Below are 18393 nucleotides of genomic sequence, written 5' to 3' on the forward strand. Positions count from 1 at the left end.
CGCTGCGCCGAACCGCTCCACGGCTTCGCCGAACGGGATGTCGATCTGGTTCGCTAAGTTTCAGCTCCACGGAGGCGACGATACGTCGCCGTATGGGATGCTCCGCGCGTAGATCATCGTGATGACTACGTGCTGAATGTGTCGAGAGACTGTCGTCGGCAGGGACGACGGTGATGACGGAGGGGGCATTTCCGTGAGCGATCTGGTCAAGGGGGCCAACACATTCGTTCCGACAGTGCCGTTGCGCATCGCGGTGCGCGGCGAACTGCGGGCTACGGCGCTGCTGCTGGCGGCGGACGGCCGGGTCCGGGGGGACCAGGACGTCGTGACCGACGGCGCGCCGGCACATCCGTCGGGCGCGGTGCGCCTGGCGGGGGGCGCGGAGGGCACCACATGGCTGGAGGCGGGGCTCGGCGAGGTCGAGGCGGACCTCGAGCGGGTGCTCGTCGTCGGGTCCACGCGCGGTGGGACGGTGCGGGAGACGGGGGTTCCGTCGGTGGAGGCGTACGCGCAGGACGGGACGTCGGTCGCCCGGTACGAGATTACGGAGGTGGGGGACGAGACGGCGCTGGTGCTCGCGGAGTTGTACCGGCGGGCGGGTGGCTGGAAGTTCCGAGCGGTCGGCCAGGGGTATGCGGGCGGGCTCGAGGAGCTGGCGGCGGATCACGGTGTGGGGGTGATGCCGGTGGCGGGGGCGGCGCCGGTGCGCGTGCCGTTCGCGCCGCCGGCGGGGGCGCCTGCGGCCGCACCGATACCGACGCCCATTCCGGCACAGGCCCAGGTACCGGCGCCGACCGTGGCGGCGCCGAGCCCGGCGGCTGTGCCCCCGCAGCCTCAACCGGCGCCGCAGGACTGGGTGTTTGGCCCCGCCTTCGAGCCGCGCACGCTCACCGGCCGCGACAACGACGTCATCCAGGTGGACGGCCTCCCGCCGGGCCCGGTCGTCGTCGAGCTGTTCGTCCGCGGCGAGGGGTGGACGTGTCTGACGCCCCTCAACCGGCGCAACAAGGAGGGCGAGGTCCTCGTCAACAGCACCGAGGACGACTTCCAGGGCAGGCTGCTCACCACGGTCCCGCAGGGCGGCCCGCTGCGCCTGCGGCTCCAGGCCGAGGGGCACTGGCAGGTGACGGTGCTGCCGCTCGCCGCGGCCCACCGGCTGACCGGAGAGTGGCTGGAGTGGCGCGGCCCGGACGTCCTGCTGCACACCGCGGGCCCGGCCGACTTCGCCATCCGCTACAAGGGGGACGACAACCTCATCGCCCACCGGTACGAGCTCGAGGGCCACACCGACCACGCGACGCTCCCGCGCCGCGAGAATTTCATCAACGAGATCGGCGCCCGCCGGGAGACCCACCCACTGCCCGAGGGCCCGGTGATCGTCGAGCTGGAGATGGCGGACGGCCCGTGGAGGGCCAGGCTCAGGGGCGTCGGGCAGCCGGAGGACACCTCGCCCGAGGACGGTGCCGCGGCCCAGACGTTCGCTCCGTTCACGGCGCCGGGCCCGGGGAAGACGAACACCGTCGGCAAGTCCTCGCGCTGGGGCTGGCGCGGCAGGGGCTGACCGGCGTACGGGCGGGCGTTGTCAGCGGCGTCTGGGTGCAATCGGTCCATGACCGCCCCAGACGCCGCCCGCCGACTGCCCGACATCCCGACCCTGCGCGCCCTGTGCCGTGCCCTCGCGGCGGCGGAGGCGATGGTCAACCCCAGTGGTGCGTACGCGTATCACGTGTACGCAGCGAACTGGGGCGAGTCCGAGGAGGCGCTGTCCGTGGACACCGGGTCGGGGGACGACTGCACGGTCGTCTTCGCCCCGGGCCGGTGTCTACATACGGGCCTTCAGCCACGAGTCGCCGATGAGCCCGTACGGGAACGACGAGGAGCATGCCTGGCCCGGCGTCCTCGACCCGCTGCCGGAGGTCTTCCGCGTGTACATCGACGAGCCCGCGTTCACCGACGAGCCCGCGTTCACCGACGACGGCCTGCCGCGCGTCACGGCCTGCATCTGGCGCGAGACTGGCGACACCCACTGGCCGGGTCCGCAGTCGGCTGATCTGGCGGGTAGGGGCGCTGGGGAGTGGGCCGTTCAGGTACTGGCCGACCTGCCCGAAGCCCCGCAGGTCACGGGGTGGGCCTCCAGGCGAGAAGGGGGTTGGGTGCGGGCCGGTTCCGGTAGGGGTGCCGGCGACGGCCCTGCGTTTGCTGGCAGGCGGCTATGGCCTCGCTGAACGGAACAGGCCATCTCATGTGTGACTGCTAGTGCATTGACGCTCCCGAGTGACGCATGCTGCACTGACCCGACGCAGTGATGTTTACGTTGCCATGACGTGTGGGTCGAAGCGAAAGGGACGCTGCTCGGCTCGCGCTGTGCACCCATCAAGACGGCACCGGTGTCTTCCTCCGCTCTCCTACTGTGAAGGAGTCATGTCATGGCTTCCCCCGACGCCCCCCTCAACCGCAGAGGCTTCATCACAGCGGCCGCGCTGACCGCGGGCGCGGTGATGCTTCCCGGCGCCCTGTCCACGAGAGCCATAGCCGCCGTCCCGTCCCATGTCACGCTCCCGCAGCGGGGCATGTACGACTCCTCGCCGGCCTCGGAGTGGACCGACGGCTTCGTCACCGGCAACGGCGAGTACGGCGCGGTGCTCCACGGGGCGCCGACGCTGGAGAAGGTCGTTCTCAACCACCACCGCTTCGTGCTGCCGAACGGCACCCGCGGCGTGGCTCCGCCCCTGACCGCCGGCCGTCTGGGTGCGGCCCAGGACAAGGCGCTGGCGGGCGACTACGGGGGCGCCGCCGCGACCTTCGCGGACGGCTGGTCCCTGCGCTGGACCCAGAGCTTCCACCCCGGCTACGAACTCCAGCTGAGCACGCCCGGCGCGACCACGGCCAACGGCTACGCCCGGATCACCGACTTCCGCACCGGCGAGGTCACCCACACCTGGACCGACAGCGCCGGCTTATGGAAGCGGCGCGTCTTCGTCTCCCGGGCGGACAAAGTCGTCGTCCACGAGCTGCTGCCCGCCGCGGGCAAGACCGTCGACACCACGATCAAGGTCAACACCACGCTCGAGGGCGTCCCCGGCAACGTCGCCTTCAGCACGATCGCGACGGCCTCGAGCGGCGGCGGGTACCTCAACCTGCGCGGTACGTATCCATCGGGTCAGGGCGCGTACGGCTACGAGGGCGTCACCCGGGTCGTGGTCACCGGCGCCAATGCCTCGGTCCAGGCCGGCAGGGGCACACTGGTGGTCTCCCGCGCGGCCAAGGTCGTACTGCTGACCAAGCTGGGACGCTACGAGAACGCCGGCGACTGGAACGCCAAGCCACTGCACGCCGCCCTGGCCGCGCTGCCCGCCGACTACGCCGCCCTGCTCGACCGGCACGCGCCGCTGCACCAGGCCATGTTCGACGGCTCCAGCCTGGACCTCGGCGTCTCCACCGCCGACCGGCAACTGTCCACGTCCGAGCTGACCTCACGGCAGAACAACAACCGATGGACCGTCGACCTCGCCCTTCTCGAGCGGATGTACGACTCCGGGCGGTACCTCTTCGTCAGCTCCAGCGGCGTGCTTCCACCGCGCCTGACCGGCATCTGGGCCGGCAGCTGGAACGGCGCCTGGGCCGACGACTTCACCACCGACGCCAATGTGAACCTCCAGATCGCCGGCGGCAACATCCTCAGCCACGGCAACGCCATGCAGGGTTACTTCGACCTTGTCCTGGGACAGCTCGCCGACTGGCGCAGGAACGCCACCAACCTGTACGGCACACGGGGCCTCCTCGTGCCGTCCCGTACCGACGGCGAGCACGGTCACATGCTCCACTTCAACGGCACGGACTTCCCAGGCCAGTGCTGGACCGGTGGCGCCGACTGGATGCTGTACCCGCTTCTCGAGTACTACCAGGTGACCGGCGACAACGCGTTCCTCCGGGACAAGCTCGGCCCGGCCCTGATGGAACTCGCCCTGTTCTACGAGGACTTCCTGACCAGGACCGACTCCCAAGGGAAGGTGATCTTCGTTCCGTCTTTCTCGATGGAGAACTCGCCCTCCAACACCGGGCAGATGCTCTCCATCAACGCCACCGGCGACATCATGGCCGGCCGCCACGCCCTGCAGGCGGCCATCGACGCGGCGAACACGCTGAACGTCGAGCAGGGCGCAGGCCAGGGCGTGTCCCGCTGGACCGCGCTCCTTGCCCATCTGCCCGACTACACGGTCAACGGCGACGGAGCCCTATCCGAGTGGTCCTGGCCCGGGCTGCACGACCGCTACAACCACCGGCACATCCAGCACCTCTACGGGGCCTGGCCCCTGCACGAGATCAACCCCGAGGAGAAGCCCGACCTGATGCGCTCCGCGCGCAAGGCGCTCAGGCTGCGCGGCGACGAGAACTACTCGGCCCACGGCAGCCTCCACCGGGCTCTCGCCTGGAGCCGGCTGAAGGACGGCGCGGCCGTCTACGACAACATCCGCAAGGTCCTCGGCAGCAACATGGTGTTCCGCTCGCTGGTGACCTCCCACAACCCCGACCTGCACATCTACAACACCGACGCCGCCAACTCGCTGCCGGCGATCATCGCCGAGTCCCTGCTCTACACCCGGCCGGGCCTGCTGGAAATCCTGCCGGCACTACCCGAGCAGCTGACCCGAGGCACGATTCGAGGCGTTCGGGGACGCAACCGCGTCCTCGTCGAGAGCCTCACCTGGGACACCGCGGCCCGCACCGCCACGATCACCCTCGTCTCCGACATCGGCCAGACCCTCTCGTTCGTCTGCCGCCGCGGTATCACCTCGCTGTCCACCACGGCGCTCGTGGCCTCCTCCCCGCTCGGCGACCACGCCAGGAAGCTGACCCTCACCGCGGGAGTCCGCACGCGGGTCACCGTCGGCATGCTCACCGGAGCCTTCCGCGTGGTGAACCGCGCCAGCGGCAAGGTCCTCGACGTCGCGAACCAGTCGACCGGCGACGGCGCCCCGGTCATCCAGTGGCCGTGGTCGGGCGGGACCAACCAGCAGTGGCGGCTGCTGCCCGACTACGACGGCACCTTCCGCCTGTCCAACGTCAACAGCGGCAAGGTCCTCGACAACCCCGGCGCGTCCACGACCTCCGGCCAAGCGCTGGACCAGTGGACGGACACCGACAGCCCCAACCAGTGGTGGAGACTGGTGCCTTCCGGGACCAGCGGCCATTACCACCTCGTCAACGTCGCCAGCGGTCTACGGGTGGACGTGGAGAACGCCTCGCTGAGCGACGGCGCCAGGATCGTCCAGATGCCCGCCGGCAGTTCCGCCAGTCAGGAATGGGCGATCGTCGGCCTCTGATCTCCAGGACGCATCCGAACCGGCCGGCGGGCTCGGGCGTCGGTGCGAACGCCGAGGTGGGCGGGGGCTGGGACATGAGTTCCTTCCGCGCGACGGCTGGCGGGGTGGGAGGGGTGATCGGTGAAGATCAGGCGTCGTGTGGCGGCCCCGGAGGGCGGCCCGATGTGGGACCAGCACCGGCGGAGGCGAGGGCGGTCCCGCAGGTGCGTGATCGGCTTCGGGGATCGAGGGAAGGTCTCTTGAAGCCTGGCAGCTCAGCGAACAGATAAATCGATTGCCTGTTGGCGATGGTGGTGGATGCAATGTCCGGCATGATCACGCAGGTGCGCCCGCCACGGCGACATGAGATGGACGCGTACCACCGGGTCTTGCCACCGGCGGTCCGGGCAGCCTGCGGCCGAATCGTCACACGGGAGATGCCAACGCATGAATACGCCACCATCGCCACCTGAAGCGGGGCGGACTGACGGATCATCCGTCCAGATCGGCGCTTTCGTTCCGCTGACTCGGCCTGGCTGGGTCGAGGCAGGCCGGCACTTGCTCGCTGGACTCGAGCTGGCCGTCCGCGAAGTCAATGACGTCGGCGGGATCGCCGGAAGTCCACTCGAGCTGGTGGTCCGAGACACCGCAGCCGATCCACAGAGGGCCGCGGCGGCCGTAGACGACTTGGCTCGCCTGGGCGTGGCTGCCTTGGCGGGGGAGTATCACAGCGTCGTCGCTCGCGCCGCTGCCGCCAGGGCCGACGCCCTCGGCCTGCCGTTCCTCTGCTCGTCAGCGGTTTACGACGTGCTGACCGAACAGCCAACGGACTGGGTCGCGCGCCTCGCCCCGCCGCAGTCCCGCGGCTGGCAGATCTACGCAGATTTCCTTCTCAGCGCGGGCCACAGCCGAATCGCCGTAGCATCCCAGCCGAGTGTCTACTGGGCATCGGGGACCCGCATTCTGCGGGACTACCTCGCTCCACGCGGTGGCACCGTCATCGAACTCGATATGAGCGCGCTCGCCCCCGCGGACGTGTGCGACGAACTGGTCGACAATCGCGCGACGGCCCTCCTTCTTCTGGTCGGCCACCCGGAGCCGGCGGTGTCGATCGTCAAGTCTGTCCGTGGCGACCAGCGCCTCGCCGAGATCATGATTGGTGCTCCGGCCGGGCAACCGGAGTTCGCCGAATGGGCGACGTTGCTGGGCGACGACAGCGCCGCGATCCCGTTCTTGCGCTACCTGCCCGAGCGCCTCAGCCCACTAGGTGCACGAGTCGAGACGGCCCTCCGCGAGCGGCTGGCCGAAGCGCCCTCCTTCGTCGCCTTCGAGGGCTACGACACGGTCGCCGTCCTCGCCGATGTACTGCGTTCTCACGGCGCGGACCGGGCGCGCATTGCCCAATCCTGGCCGCGCGTCGCAGTTGAAGGCACCCGCGGGCAGATCCGGTTCTCCCGCACGCCAGGCATCAGCGTTTGGCAATGGGCTGGGACGCCAATCCAAGTCGTTGATCGAGATCCGACGGAGCCCGATCGCTTTCGGATCCTTCACGCCGGCTGAGAGAGCACGGAGATCCGACGGCCCAGATCTGTCCGAACTTGAGGCTGTCGGCGGCAGCCCCTCAGCCTGCCGTCGCTCGCGATCAGGCGTGACGGACGGCCGATGAAGGTCACCCGCTACACCCGCCGCCAGACCTTCAACGAGGCCCGGTCGATCCTGCGCGACGCGATGGAGACCGGGGAGTCCGAGCGCATCGGCCTGCCCCGCGAGTTCATCATCGCGCTGACGAAGGCTGGCCGGGCAGACCGCACCCGCAGCCCGTCCCTAGGCGAACCCCCGGAGGGCACCCGGTACTTTCCCCGAACGTGGGCCTGCGCCGTAGTGGGCAAGAGCGGCGACCAGCGAAGATTCCCGGCATGACGACTCAGCGAAGTTAGTGGGGGTCGGGCTGGCACAGCGCTCCACTTGGCGAGACACGGCCGTCTCGGCCGGCCCCACGGCTGGGTCAGCCCGGCTTGACCGCCCGCGTCGCGAAATAGTGCGACATGTATTGAGCGGATGCGTTGGATTGGTGCGGCGCTTCCGCGAAGCCGGTGAGGACGAATCCCGCGGCGAGCTGCCCGCCGATCTGGTCGGTGAGGGTGTGGCTGTACTCAAGAGGGGCATCCGCGCCGAACTTCGTGGCGCGTTCCTCGGCGGAGTACTGCGTGACATCGCTGTAGGGCAGCTTGTGCACGACGATCAGCTCGCCGCGCTCGTCGAGCGCCTCGTGGTCGAACAAGTACGCATCAGGGTTGAGGAAGCCCACGAGCAGAGTTCCGCCCGGTCGCAGGACGCGGAAGCACTCACGCCACACCGGCGCCAAGTCCGGTACGAATGGGTTGGAGACCGGATGGAATACGACGTCGAATGTCGCGTCGCCGAAGGCGCTGAGGTCGCGCATGTCGCCTAGGACGGTGCGCAGCTCGAGTCCGTCGCGCTCCGCCACCATCTGGTCCTGGCCGAGCTGGCGGGGTGAGTTGTCGAATACGGTGACCCGCGCCCCTGCGGCGGCGAGGATCGGACCCTGCTGGCCACCGCCGGAGGCCAGGCACAACACGTCCTTGCCGGTCAGGTCCGTCGGCAGCCAGGAGCGGTCGACCGGCTCACGCCCGATGAGAACAATCGACCAGTCGCCCATGCGGGCGCGCTCGACATCCTCAGCACTCACCGGCCTCGACCACTCGTTGCCCTCTTGGACATACTTGTCCCAGGCTGCCCGATTGTGGGCAACCGGGTCGACAACAACGTCCTGCACGTTTTACTCCCTGCTACAGCCAAGCGGACACCTGCGGTACTGACAGTTCGGTGCCGCTAGCCAACACGATTGCAGGGTGCGGGCTCAACGAAATTAGCGGGCATCGAGGTGTCCACAGGCTCGACGGGTGGTCGCGTAGCGCGTGCGTCTCCAGGTGCTTGCCGTGGTTCCAGGCGAACCGGCGGGCCTGCAGCCGTTTCCACCGCCGCACACTCTCGGGATGCTCCCTTAGCATGCGCGCGATCTCGGAGTTCACGTATCCCTGCTCGAACAACTCGACCGCCCGCACACGTCGGGCCTCGGCCAACTGCGGCCGCGTGAAAGGGGGGACGGCGGGCTCGGAAACACCAGGAGAAGGCTTGAAGGACACGACGAACAGAGTCCCACCAGCACGCCCACCACACCCACAGAGCTAACGAAAGCCTCAGTAGGGCTTGTCTTGCAAACTGCCTGCTCAGAGCCTGATGGCATGATCGAGACGTGATCAGCGAACCGGGCCAGTCTGGCGCGATGAGGTATGTCCTGTTTGATGTCGATGGCACGTTGATCGATGCCGTGGACAATCAGCGCCTGGTCTGGCGGACGTGGGCAGAGCGATACGGGCTGGACCCTGTCGAGGTCTACCGAGTGGCGCTGCGGACGAGGCCGATAGAGACCTTCGCGCAGGTTGCCCCGGACCAGGACCCCCGGGAGTGTCTTGCCGCGCTACATGCGCTGGAGGACGAAGACGTCCGCTCCGGCGCGTACACGGCTTTCGACGGTGCCTCGGAGCTGCTGAGTGCCCTGCGGCCCGGGGCCTGGGCACTGGTTACGTCGAATTACGAGCACCGGGTGCGGGGGCGCTTCGCGCGGACGCGCTTGCCGGTCCCGGACCTTGTCGTGGATGCGGCCGCTGTGGCGGAAGGCAAGCCGTCGCCGGTGCCGTATCTGCAGGCAGCCGCGCGACTTGGCGCCCAACCGGAGGACTGCCTGGTCATCGAGGACGCCCCTTCCGGGGTGCAGTCCGGCCTGCGTGCCGGGATGACGGTGTGGGGCGTCAACACCCCTGAAGCAGTGGACGGCGAGCATCGCCACTTCGGGAGCCTGCGAGAAGTGGCCCGCGACATCCTCGCCTTCGCGTCCGGGCACCACCCTGACCGGCCGGAGGGATCAGCCACGATGAAATGATCTTGCAGTGGTTGGTGTGATCACGGCGTCGGCCCGGCTGAAGACGGCGCTGCGGCTGCCGGCCCCGGCGCGACGCGGCCAGAGCCGGCCGGCCCCCCGCTGTAGGCGCCGATCGATACGAACCTGCCGAGCGCGGACATCCGCATCGGCTACGCCCGCTGCTTGACCTTCGGCCACGAACTCGACGCGCTCAGCAAGCATGGCATTCATGGCTCACCCGATGATCACGACTCGATATGACCGTAGGTGACGTGCTGAGGTGCCGGACGCCAAGGGCGGGCAGAGTTGAGTCAACGGTCAACCAGCCGTGGACGCGAGGCCTCACTCGTGGATTCCGCGTCGGTGTCGTCGGTGCCGACCGGGCCGCGGGGAAGCATCCGGTCTAGCCACTTCGGCAGCCACCAGTTGGCCCGGCCGAGGAGTGTCATGGTCGCCGGTACCAGCACCATGCGTACGACCGTGGCGTCGATGAAGATCGCGGTGGCCAGGCCGAGCCCGAACATTTTGGTGGAGGGGTCCTCGGCGACGGCGAAGGACAGGAAGACCGCCACCATGATGAGGGCGGCCGAGGTGATGATCCGGGCGGTGCGCGAGACGCCCTCAACGATCGCTGTGCCGTTGTCGCCGGTGCGCAGGTACTCCTCGCGTACGCGGGAGAGGAGGAACACCTCGTAGTCCATCGACAGGCCGAACAGGATGGCGAAGAGGAACATCGGGATGAACGACACGATCGGAACCGTCGCCTCCAGCCCGATGAGTGCGCCTCCCCAGCCCCACTGGAAGACCGCGACCATGATGCCGTAGGCCGCGCCGATGCTCAGCAGGTTCAGCAGAACCGCCTTGAGCGGTACGACGACCGAGCGGAAGACCAGCATCAGCAGCAGGAACGACATCGCCAGCACGGCGGCGACGAACACCGGCAGACGTTCGCTGGTGCGTCGGCCCACGTCGGACAGGCTCGCGGCAGCCCCGCCGACGTGCGCCCTGGCCGGGCCTTGTCCGATCGCCGCGGGCAGCACCTCGGCGCGCAGCCGGGCGAGGGTGTCGGCCGTGGCCTCGTCCTGAGGGCTGGTGGTCGGGAACACCACGAGGGTCGCGATGCCGGTGGCTCGATGGATGCGCGCCGGCGCGACGGACGCGATGCCCGGATCCGCCGCGACCGTTGCGACGAGACGGTCCACCACTCCCGGATCACCGGCGGGGTCCGCGGCGATGACGAGGGGACCGTTGGTGCCCGGGCCGAACCCGTCGGCGACGAGGTCGTAGGCACGGCGCTCGGTACGGCTGTGGGGCAGTGAGCCGTCGTCGGGCAGGCCGACGCGCAGGCCGAGCACGGGCAGCGTCGCGGTCAGCAGCAGCCCCGCGGCGCCGATCGCGTAGGGCGCCGGGTGCCAGCTGACGTGCCCGATCCAGCGACGCCACCCGGCGGCGTGGGCGGCGCCTGCCGCAGGGTCCCGCCGCCGTGCGACTCGGCCCAGCTGCCTGGTCTGCAGAGCCCGGCCGATCCGGCCGGCCCGGGCCAGGCGCGGGCCCGCCGCGCCGAGGAAGGCCGGCAGCAGCGTCACCGACGCGAGCACCATCGTCAGGACGACGATCGAGACGGCGAGCCCGCCCACCGTCATGAACGGCACGTTCGCGACCGCCAGGCCGAGGATCGACACGACGACGGTGCCGCCAGCGAAGACCACCGGCCGCCCCGCCGTTGCCACCGCTCGTCCGGCCGCCGCCTGCGGATCGAGCCCGCACGCGAGGTACTCCCGGTGCCTGGCGAGCACGAACAGCGCGTAGTCGATGCCCACTCCGAGCCCGACCATGCTGCCCAGGACCGGTGCGAAGGTGGGGACCTCTGTCACCCCCGCCAGTACCGTCATCGTGGCGACCCCGACGGTCAGCCCGAAGACCGCCATGCCGATCGGCAGCGCGGCGGCGACGAGCGAACCGAACGCCAGGAACAGGATCGCGGCCGCGGCGAGGAGGCCGATCAGCTCGCTCGCGCCGCCGTCGGGGTCGGAGAAGACGTAGAAGAGGTTCCCGCCCATCTCGATGCGCAGCGGCAGCTCGGCGCGCAGCCGGTCTCCGAGATCGACGAGGGCGTCGAGGTCTTCGGCCGACAGCCGGCTCTGGTCGGGGTATTGCACCCGGACGACCGCGATCCGCCCGTCGGCCGAGACGAGGCCGCCGCGCACGGCGGTGTCCCCGCCCGCGTCGAGCGCCCCCGCCGGGTCGCTCGTGCCGAGCACGTGCGGCAGCCGCTTCACCTCGGCCCGCAGCCGCGTGAGAGCGGTGCGCGCGCCGTCGTCGTCGAAGAACGTCGCACCGTCGTCGAGGGGGGTGACGACCACTTGGGCGGTCATCCCCTCCTGGCCGGTGCCTGCCCGCTCGATCAGTTCCGCGGCCCGTCGGGAGTCCAGTCCCGGAGCGGTCATCGAGTCCGCGGTCCGCCCGCCGAAGGCGACGGCGGCGAGGACGGCGAGCGTGGCGGCGATCAGCCATGCCGCGATCACCCGCCAGGGATGGCGGGCGGCGCCCCCGCCCAGGCGCAACAGGGCTTTCGAGAGCATCGGGTCCTCCAACCACCTCGTCGGCCGTCCTTGTACGGCCGCCGATGCCGAGGCTCGTCGCCACGGCGCTCCGCGGCATCGGCCCGCGGGCCGCGGATCCCTCGGCCCCGGGGCGGAGTGACGACCCGTCCTTTCGGCCGATGCGCGGCACGCCGCAGTCCCTAGGCTGAGAACCGTGCTCCGAGACGACCTGCGAACCCTGTGGACCGAACCCCGGCCGCCTGACGCGCCCGCCCGGGTGCGGCGGGACTGGGCGCTGCTCGCCGCGGGCCTTGCCGGTGTGGCGCTGGAGGCCACCCTGCGCGAGAACGTCGTGTGGCGGCCGGTGGCGGTGGTGTTCGCCGTATGGCTGTGCCTGCTGCCCCTGTGGCGCCGGACCCGCCCGCTGGCGATGGTCACGCTGGCGTTCGGCTCGGTGATCCTGCTCCAGGTGGCCTCGCTCGTCGCCGCACCGCGCGAGCCCGTCGGCCTGTACACCGGCGCGGTCGTGCTCGTGCTGGTGTACGCGCTGCCTCGGTGGGGATCGGGACGCGAGATCGTGCTGGGCGGCGCGGTGATCCTCGCGGCCTTCGCGCTGTGTGTCGTCACGGACGAGACCCCGGCCGCCGAGAATGTCGTGGGCTTCGTCTTCCTGCTGCTGCCCGGCGTGGTCGGCGCTGCCGTGCGGTTCCGGGTGACCGCTCGCGAGCGGCAGGTGGAGCAGGTGCGCTCCCGCGAGCGCGAGCAGCTCGCCCGGGAACTGCACGACACGGTGGCCCACCACGTGTCGGCCATGGTGATCATCGCCCAGGCGGGCCGGGTGCTCGCGGGCGCCGACCCGTCCGCCGCCGCCGAGGCGCTGGAGGGGGTCGAGGAGGAAGGGGCGCGCACGCTGGAGGAAATGCGCGCCATGGTCGCCGCGCTGCGCGACCGCGGGGTCGGCGCCGAGCTGGCGCCGCCTGCCGGAGTCGCGGATCTGGAGCGCCTGGTGCGCACCCCGAGTGGTCGCCTCAAGGTCGACCTGGGGCTCGACGGCGAACTGGACACGCTGCCCCCGGCCGTGGACGCGGCCGTCTACCGGATCGTGCAGGAGTCGGTGACCAACGCCATGCGCCATGCGGTCAACGCGACCGAGCTCGTCGTCCGGGTCACCGCGGAACGGCACACGGTACGGGTGAGCGTGCGCGACAACGGCCACCGCACCGGCCGAGGCCGTGCCGGATACGGACTTACCGGACTGCGCGAGCGCGCGACCCTGCTCGGCGGCAAACTACAAGCCGGCCCCGGCGCCGACCAGGGCTGGCATGTCGAAGCCGAACTGCCGAGAGCGAGGAGCGAGAGCGGTGCCCATCCGCGTCCTCGTCGCTGACGACCAGACCATCATCCGCACCGGGCTGCGGATCATGCTGAACGCCCAGCCCGGCATCGAGGTGGTCGGCGAGGCCGCCGACGGACAGGAAGCGGTACGTCTGGCCCGCGAACTGCGCCCCGACGTCTGCCTGTTCGACATCCGTATGCCCGTACTCGACGGGCTCGAGGCCACCCGGCTGGTCGCCGGCCCGGGCGTCGCCGACCCGCTGGCCGTGGTCGTCATCACCACGTTCGACCTCGACGAGTACGTCTACGGCGCGCTGCGTGCCGGCGCTCGCGGATTCCTCCTCAAGGACACGGGACCAGACCTTCTGGCCCAGGCCGTACGGTCGGCGTCCGGCGGTGAGGCACTCATCGCGCCCAGCGTCACCGTCCGTCTGCTCCAGGCATTCGCGGACCTGCCCGCCGGCCGGCCCCCGGCCCAGCCGGTCTCCCCCGTCACCGCCCGCGAGGAGCAGGTGCTCCTCGCCGTCGCTCGCGGGCTGACCAACACCGAGATCGCCGATGCACTGCACATCAGCCTCAGCACGGTGAAGACGCATCTGGCCAGCCTGATGGCCAAACTCGGCGCCCGCAACCGGGTCGAGATCGCGATGTGGGCCTACGAAACGCGCCGTATCCTCCCCGGAACCTGAGCCGGGTGCCGGGTGCCGGGCCGTGTCCCATGAGTCCCCGCCCGTACATCAGTGCACCGGTCGGCTCACGTCGGCTCCACGTGCCTCACCCGCCCCAGAGCGTGACGTACCAGGAGGCCGGAACTGGGACGTTGAGACACCCGATACGACAAGACTCCCGACAACTACCTCGCCAGTCTCCACCTGCACGCCTCGGTGATCTGGTTCAAAGACCTCACCAGAACACCCGATGATCACGGCTCGATACGCGCCCTAGTGGGAGGCATACCCGAAGGACGATCGAGCACGGCCGGATAGTTGCCTACCTCGCCTCCGATACCGCAGCACTGAAATGTTCACTGAGGTATTGGAATGTAGGAGGTGTTGGACGATGAGTGATCGTCTACCTTCCACAGTCCGCGCCCTCGGTTGAGGTGCGAGACGGCGTCCATCTCGACGGAAGTCAGGCCGAGCAGGGGGGCTGCGGCGTGGAGCTGGTCGGTCTTCTGGCGGTGGAGGATCCGGGTGCTGCAGTCGGCGAGGAGTCCCTCGGCCAGGGCCCGGCCCTGTGATCCGGCGTCACCTGCGGTGAGCAAGTCGCCCTGGCCGTAGGCCGCATCGAGGGCGTGGGCGATGAGCTGCGTCCCGATGCCCTGACGCTGGAACTCCGGGACCACGCCCAGCGGTGACAGCGACAGGACGTCCACGATCCGGCGCGGAGCGTCCAACCGCGTCGCGCTCAGCAGGACATGTCCGACGACCCGGCCGTCAACGACAGCGACAATGGACATCGGCGCCAATGCAGCCTTCGCCACGCGAAGCGCCTCCACGAGCCCGGGAGCCCGATCGCTGTCACCGAAGGCGCGCGTATGAACCTCGCGCACATCTCGGTGATCGTCAGCGGTCTCTTGCCGGATCACCAGCCCGCCACCGCCGGGAGCGATCCGGGAGCCATCAGGCGCATCGTGTGACGTCATGGCCGCGACGATTGGTCGCGGGGCAGCTCATGCGCGAGGCAATTGAGCACCGGGTCGTTAGAGCATGACCGACCCGACTCAGGATCCCGGCTTTCTCCAGCCTCATACCGACTACTCCTGTCCGCACGGGGGCGCCGACACACTGATCCGGACCGACCGATGCGGAGCGGCTTCGGCTCGGCTGGGCGACCATGGAAGGACGCCGAGCTCGTCGGGAGGCCGTCGTGACGACCGAGAACCAGCCCCCGCCGGCCCGTCCGGCCGTCACGGTCACGACGGCCGACGGGCGCCGTGCCGAGCTGACGCTGGTTGGGGACATCGACGCCGACGTACTGCCGGCGCTGGAGGAGCAGCTCGGCGCTGCGCCGCTCAGCGCGGCAGCCGAGTGGATTGTGGACATGAACGCGGTCACCCGGATCGACCTCGCGTGCGCCTACGCGCTGCTGCGGGCCGCGACTCGGCTGCCGGAAGCGAAGATCACCATCCTGTGGGCCCGGCCGTCCGTGCAGCGCACGCTCCGGCACGCCGGGCTCGACGCGGTCGCAGCCATCGAGGAGCGATGACGGCCGTCAGGCAGTCGAGGGACCGCGCTCCGCTCGACGAGCGGCCACGTCCGCGCCAGCGGCGGCAGATCTGCTACCCGGCGCCGCTGACGCGTACGAAGGCTGGTTGGACTGGCCTCCAGGAGCCAGCCCGCGCGGAGATCGCACGCAGGCACGGCCACGGGACTCAGCCAGGCCGTCGATGGCCTCATGCAGCGGCTGGCAAGGTGTCGCGGTCGTAGGCCGTCTTTACTGAGCTCTCCACGAGGGCGGCATCCAGCTGAGGGTGCGCCTTCGTCAGCCGCTCGGCGACCTGGTGGATGGCAAGGGCATCGTCTGACTCCGCCTTCATGCGACTGAGCCCTCCTTGGGGATTGCCTTGCCTCCTTCTCCCGGCGCGGCCTTCAGCCGGGAAGCCGATCTTTCGCCGCTCGCAGCAGTAGTCGGCAGTGCTCTACCGGCTGGAACCCGAAGCGAGCGGGAAGAGGCGCGCCCAGGACAAGCTGTACCCCAAGGAGTACGACCGTCAGATCTCCTCGTCCAGCCGGATCGCGGCCCGCAGATCGTCTTGGGCCTTTTCCGGCATGTCCTGATGCGCTTCGAGCAGCGCTGCGGCGATGGCGTCGAGCTTGCGCTGGATGGCCCGCTCGGCGCGGAGCTCCGAGTTCTTGAGCAGGGCCAGGAGCAGCAGCGTCATGGCCGTCATGCAGTCCCCGACGAAGAGCTGCCAGGGCAGGCTCAGCCCGGCGATGTGCACGGCGACCACGCCGGCTACCAGGGTCAGGCAGAACACGAAGAAGGGGGGAGAGCTGCTGAGCCGTGAGGCGGCCTCGGCCAGCCGGGCGAACCGGCCGCGCTCCTCGCCACCGCGATCGGCTGGATGCTGAATCGTCATGTCGTCCTGGTACCCCTCCGGTCGTCGATGACCTCTGCGACGACCCGCAGGTCCGCGACGAGGCCCCGGTACACCGGCTCTCGGTCCTCGGCGCGCGGCACGGCCGACGGATGGATTGTGGCGATCAGCCCCCGCACCCCGTCGCCGGAGTCGGCGCCGACGCGGTCGGGCCAGGGCAGCAGGGCCCCGCGCTGCTCGGTCACCCGGAACGACGGCCCGAGCAGGGCCTTCCCCGCGGTGGCGCCCAGGGCAACCACCACCTCCGGCGCCACGACCCGCAGATCGGCGACGAGCCACGGGCGGCACGCCGTCGTCTCGCGAAGGCTCGGCGCCTTGTGGATCCGGCGCTTGCGTCCCTCGGGGACCGTGAACGTGAAGTGGTTGACCACATGGGGGACGTACGTCTGCTCCGGGTCGATGCCCGCATCCCCGAGTGCCCGCATCAGAACCGTCCCCGCCGGGCCCACGAACGGCCTGCCCTGCAGGTCCTCCTGGTCGCCCGGCTGCTCGCCGATGAGCATGACGCACGCGGAGGCGCGTCCGTCGCCGAACACGGTCTGTGTCGCGTCCCGGTGCAGCGGGCAGCCCTGGCACCCGGCCGCCGCCTTGCGCATGCCGGGCAGCCTTGCACGTCGGCCGGGCAGGAACGGTGTGGCGTCGTACTGCCGCCCTTCGTACACCTCGGTGCCTGTATCCGTGAGCGCCGACCTCTCGTCACACCCACCGCAGCATGCCCCTGCGCATTCAGCGGCGACGCCGAATTCATGCTTACCCTGGTCCCGCCCAGGGCGCCCCGCAAACGCGATTGAACCGTGCCTGCCACGACGCTGAGTACCAGGCTGACCGGCGCGTAAGCGGTTTTGGGCTCTTCATCAGCACCTCTTCCTGCGCCAGGTGAAGAAGACCGCAGCGAGCGCTGCCACAGCGGAGGCGATGAGCAGGCCGCGACTGCTGCGCGCGCTCTGAGCCACCTGATAGGCCTTGTCCAGGGTCGGCTCCGAGGCCCTGTCCTGGATCTTGTCTCCCAGGACGTGTGCCGTCTCGGCCAGCTGCTGCTTGGCATGGGATGCCTTCTCGCGTGTCGGCAGAGGAGTCTTGTCGTGCGCGACATGGAGAGCATGGGCGGCCTTGTCCTGGACCTGGCTCTTGACCTTGGCTGCCTTGTGCCGTGTCTGGGACTTGACGTCGGTCTTGGCCGCCAGCGCCTCGACTGTCTCGCCGAGTTCTTCGCGGGTTTCCTCCACCTGCTCGCGCAGTTCCTCAGGCGTGGGGGTGGAGTCGTTGTTCTGGGGCTGGTCCGTCATCGGTGTGCCCTCTCCTTGACTTCGGCGACGTCTGCCTTGACGCCGTCGATGGCCTTTTGGGGGACGGGTGGGACGGCCCGGCTGACCTGCTTCTTGCCCACGGCGGCGAGCACGCCCGCCACTGCCGCAAGGACGACGGTCACGGTCAGGGCCGAGGCCCACAGCGGCCAGATCAGATCCAGGGCCACGATCGCGGTGGCCGCGAGTGCTTGCAGGGCGACGAAACCGATCACGCCGGCTCCGCCGAACAGGCCGCCGCCGATCCCGAATCGCTTGCCCTTCTGCCGCATCTCGGCCTGTGCCAGACGCAGCTCTTGACGCATCAGTGTGGAGATCTGCTCCGACGCCCGCTTGACCAGCTCGCTCGCCGTTTCGTCGGTGTACGGGCGCGGGTGATCCACTGACCTATTCATCATCGTCACCTGACCCCTTCATTGCCACCCGGGCTTCAGCCCTATCGCGTCGTGTACGGGTCCCTTCCAGGCGGGTACCCGAGCCCCGTCGCCCCACTCAGCCGCAGAAGGACCCATTGGTCGACGTGCTACCACAGGCTGCGGAGCAGTAGGCGGGGTGCGTAGTGGACCAGAAGGGCGCTGCAGGCCGAGGCTGCACCGGCCTCGACGTTGCTGGGGTAGTGGCCTCGGTGTGGACACGCTCGAGGCCACCGGGACGGTGGGGATGGCGGTCGCGGTTGACCACCACGGTGAGGTGGGGGCCACGGCGGCGGTGACGGCGGCGGTGACGCCCACCGCGGCCGCGGTGTGCCCGGAGGAGAAGGAGGAGCTGTCCGGCAGGCCCTCGACGTCGTGCGGGATCATTTGCTCGGGCGGCCTGCGTCGCTCGTACAGCTGCTTGCACACCGCGTTGGACAGCGCTTGCGCGG

At 69.8% G+C, this 18393-nt stretch carries 17 protein-coding genes and 2 pseudogenes; 8 read left to right on the top strand and 11 right to left on the bottom strand.

What is annotated here, in order from left to right; translation table 11 throughout:
* Positions 1 to 193: 193 nt before the first annotated feature.
* Positions 194 to 1561 (top strand): TerD family protein, encoded by a 1368-nt coding sequence (locus AB0M39_RS18790; protein ID WP_365365619.1) that lies wholly within the window; start codon positions 194 to 196, stop codon positions 1559 to 1561.
* Positions 1562 to 1822: 261 nt separating this feature from the next.
* Here AB0M39_RS18790 and AB0M39_RS18795 read toward each other — a convergent pair whose 3' ends face one another.
* Complete coding sequence (locus AB0M39_RS18795; protein ID WP_365365621.1) at positions 1823 to 2002, bottom strand: hypothetical protein; 180 nt, start codon at positions 2000 to 2002, stop codon at positions 1823 to 1825.
* A 424-nt stretch (positions 2003 to 2426) separates the two neighbouring features.
* Here AB0M39_RS18795 and AB0M39_RS18800 point away from each other — a divergent pair, with 424 nt between their 5' ends.
* From AB0M39_RS18800 to AB0M39_RS18810, 3 genes are all read left to right on the top strand, one after another.
* Positions 2427 to 5324 (top strand): RICIN domain-containing protein, encoded by a 2898-nt coding sequence (locus AB0M39_RS18800; protein WP_365365623.1) that lies wholly within the window; start codon positions 2427 to 2429, stop codon positions 5322 to 5324.
* Between the two features lie 426 nt (positions 5325 to 5750).
* Positions 5751 to 6863 carry an ABC transporter substrate-binding protein gene (locus tag AB0M39_RS18805; RefSeq protein WP_365365625.1) on the top strand — a complete coding sequence of 371 codons (1113 nt, stop codon included), beginning with the start codon at positions 5751 to 5753 and terminating at the stop codon, positions 6861 to 6863.
* 102 nt (positions 6864 to 6965) lie between these two features.
* Positions 6966 to 7223: a hypothetical protein gene (locus AB0M39_RS18810; RefSeq protein ID WP_365365627.1), complete on the top strand. Its 258-nt coding sequence runs from the start codon at positions 6966 to 6968 to the stop codon at positions 7221 to 7223.
* Positions 7224 to 7308: 85 nt separating this feature from the next.
* Here the strand turns inward: AB0M39_RS18810 and AB0M39_RS18815 are convergent, their stop codons facing one another.
* Both AB0M39_RS18815 and AB0M39_RS18820 read right to left on the bottom strand, forming a co-directional pair.
* Positions 7309 to 8100, bottom strand: a complete 792-nt coding sequence (locus AB0M39_RS18815; RefSeq protein ID WP_365365629.1) for a class I SAM-dependent methyltransferase — start codon at positions 8098 to 8100, stop codon at positions 7309 to 7311.
* 13 nt (positions 8101 to 8113) lie between these two features.
* On the bottom strand, positions 8114 to 8470 hold the full coding sequence (locus tag AB0M39_RS18820) for a hypothetical protein (RefSeq protein ID WP_365365631.1): 357 nt from the start codon (positions 8468 to 8470) through the stop codon (positions 8114 to 8116).
* 110 nt (positions 8471 to 8580) lie between these two features.
* On the opposite strand from AB0M39_RS18820, the gene AB0M39_RS18825 reads away from it, so the two are divergent.
* A complete protein-coding gene (locus AB0M39_RS18825) occupies positions 8581 to 9267 on the top strand; it encodes an HAD-IA family hydrolase (protein WP_365365633.1) in 687 nt (228 codons plus the stop codon).
* A gap of 290 nt (positions 9268 to 9557) precedes the next feature.
* Here AB0M39_RS18825 and AB0M39_RS18830 read toward each other — a convergent pair whose 3' ends face one another.
* Positions 9558 to 11828, bottom strand: a complete 2271-nt coding sequence (locus AB0M39_RS18830; RefSeq protein WP_365365635.1) for an MMPL family transporter — start codon at positions 11826 to 11828, stop codon at positions 9558 to 9560.
* A gap of 175 nt (positions 11829 to 12003) precedes the next feature.
* On the opposite strand from AB0M39_RS18830, the gene AB0M39_RS18835 reads away from it, so the two are divergent.
* Both AB0M39_RS18835 and AB0M39_RS18840 read left to right on the top strand, forming a co-directional pair.
* Entirely contained in the window at positions 12004 to 13176 is a 1173-nt protein-coding gene (locus tag AB0M39_RS18835; protein WP_365365637.1) for a sensor histidine kinase, read from the top strand.
* The gene (locus tag AB0M39_RS18840) at positions 13151 to 13813 is read left to right on the top strand and encodes a response regulator transcription factor (protein WP_365365639.1); all 663 of its coding nucleotides are present in this window, start codon (positions 13151 to 13153) and stop codon (positions 13811 to 13813) included. Before AB0M39_RS18835 ends, AB0M39_RS18840 begins: the two co-directional genes overlap by 26 nt.
* A 252-nt stretch (positions 13814 to 14065) precedes the next feature.
* Here AB0M39_RS18840 and AB0M39_RS18845 read toward each other — a convergent pair.
* Positions 14066 to 14391: pseudogene (locus AB0M39_RS18845) on the bottom strand (hypothetical protein); the annotation flags it as partial.
* A 12-nt stretch (positions 14392 to 14403) separates the two neighbouring features.
* Positions 14404 to 14769: pseudogene (locus tag AB0M39_RS18850) on the bottom strand (N-acetyltransferase); the annotation flags it as partial.
* A gap of 224 nt (positions 14770 to 14993) precedes the next feature.
* Here AB0M39_RS18850 and AB0M39_RS18855 point away from each other — a divergent pair.
* Positions 14994 to 15332, top strand: a complete 339-nt coding sequence (locus tag AB0M39_RS18855) for an STAS domain-containing protein (protein ID WP_365365641.1) — start codon at positions 14994 to 14996, stop codon at positions 15330 to 15332.
* A gap of 187 nt (positions 15333 to 15519) precedes the next feature.
* Here the strand turns inward: AB0M39_RS18855 and AB0M39_RS18860 are convergent, their stop codons facing one another.
* From AB0M39_RS18860 to AB0M39_RS18880, 5 genes are all read right to left on the bottom strand, one after another.
* A complete protein-coding gene (locus tag AB0M39_RS18860) occupies positions 15520 to 15663 on the bottom strand; it encodes a three-helix bundle dimerization domain-containing protein (protein WP_365365643.1) in 144 nt (47 codons plus the stop codon).
* A gap of 174 nt (positions 15664 to 15837) precedes the next feature.
* Positions 15838 to 16206, bottom strand: coding sequence for a low affinity iron permease family protein (locus AB0M39_RS18865; RefSeq protein WP_365365645.1), 369 nt, complete (start codon positions 16204 to 16206; stop codon positions 15838 to 15840).
* The gene (locus tag AB0M39_RS18870) at positions 16203 to 16886 is read right to left on the bottom strand and encodes a UdgX family uracil-DNA binding protein (protein ID WP_365365647.1); all 684 of its coding nucleotides are present in this window, start codon (positions 16884 to 16886) and stop codon (positions 16203 to 16205) included. Before AB0M39_RS18870 ends, AB0M39_RS18865 begins: the two co-directional genes overlap by 4 nt.
* A gap of 192 nt (positions 16887 to 17078) precedes the next feature.
* Positions 17079 to 17510, bottom strand: coding sequence for a DUF3618 domain-containing protein (locus AB0M39_RS18875; RefSeq protein WP_365365649.1), 432 nt, complete (start codon positions 17508 to 17510; stop codon positions 17079 to 17081).
* The gene (locus tag AB0M39_RS18880; protein WP_365365651.1) at positions 17507 to 17911 is read right to left on the bottom strand and encodes a phage holin family protein; all 405 of its coding nucleotides are present in this window, start codon (positions 17909 to 17911) and stop codon (positions 17507 to 17509) included. Before AB0M39_RS18880 ends, AB0M39_RS18875 begins: the two co-directional genes overlap by 4 nt.
* Positions 17912 to 18393 lie beyond the last annotated feature (482 nt).

The organism is Streptomyces sp. NPDC051907, assembly GCF_040681075.1.
Classification (GTDB): Bacteria; Actinomycetota; Actinomycetes; order Streptomycetales; family Streptomycetaceae; genus Streptomyces.

What these genes read in the sequence shown, in the direction of transcription:
- AB0M39_RS18810 (WP_365365627.1), top strand. Translation starts at nt 6,966, where the DNA reads ATGAAGGTCACCCGCTACACCCGCCGCCAGACCTTCAACGAGGCCCGG.
- AB0M39_RS18865 (WP_365365645.1), bottom strand. Translation starts at nt 16,206, where the DNA reads ATGACGATTCAGCATCCAGCCGATCGCGGTGGCGAGGAGCGCGGCCGG.
- AB0M39_RS18795 (WP_365365621.1), bottom strand. Translation starts at nt 2,002, where the DNA reads ATGCAGGCCGTGACGCGCGGCAGGCCGTCGTCGGTGAACGCGGGCTCG.
- AB0M39_RS18800 (WP_365365623.1), top strand. Translation starts at nt 2,427, where the DNA reads ATGGCTTCCCCCGACGCCCCCCTCAACCGCAGAGGCTTCATCACAGCG.
- AB0M39_RS18860 (WP_365365643.1), bottom strand. Translation starts at nt 15,663, where the DNA reads ATGAAGGCGGAGTCAGACGATGCCCTTGCCATCCACCAGGTCGCCGAG.
- AB0M39_RS18875 (WP_365365649.1), bottom strand. Translation starts at nt 17,510, where the DNA reads ATGACGGACCAGCCCCAGAACAACGACTCCACCCCCACGCCTGAGGAA.
- AB0M39_RS18830 (WP_365365635.1), bottom strand. Translation starts at nt 11,828, where the DNA reads ATGCTCTCGAAAGCCCTGTTGCGCCTGGGCGGGGGCGCCGCCCGCCAT.
- AB0M39_RS18805 (WP_365365625.1), top strand. Translation starts at nt 5,751, where the DNA reads ATGAATACGCCACCATCGCCACCTGAAGCGGGGCGGACTGACGGATCA.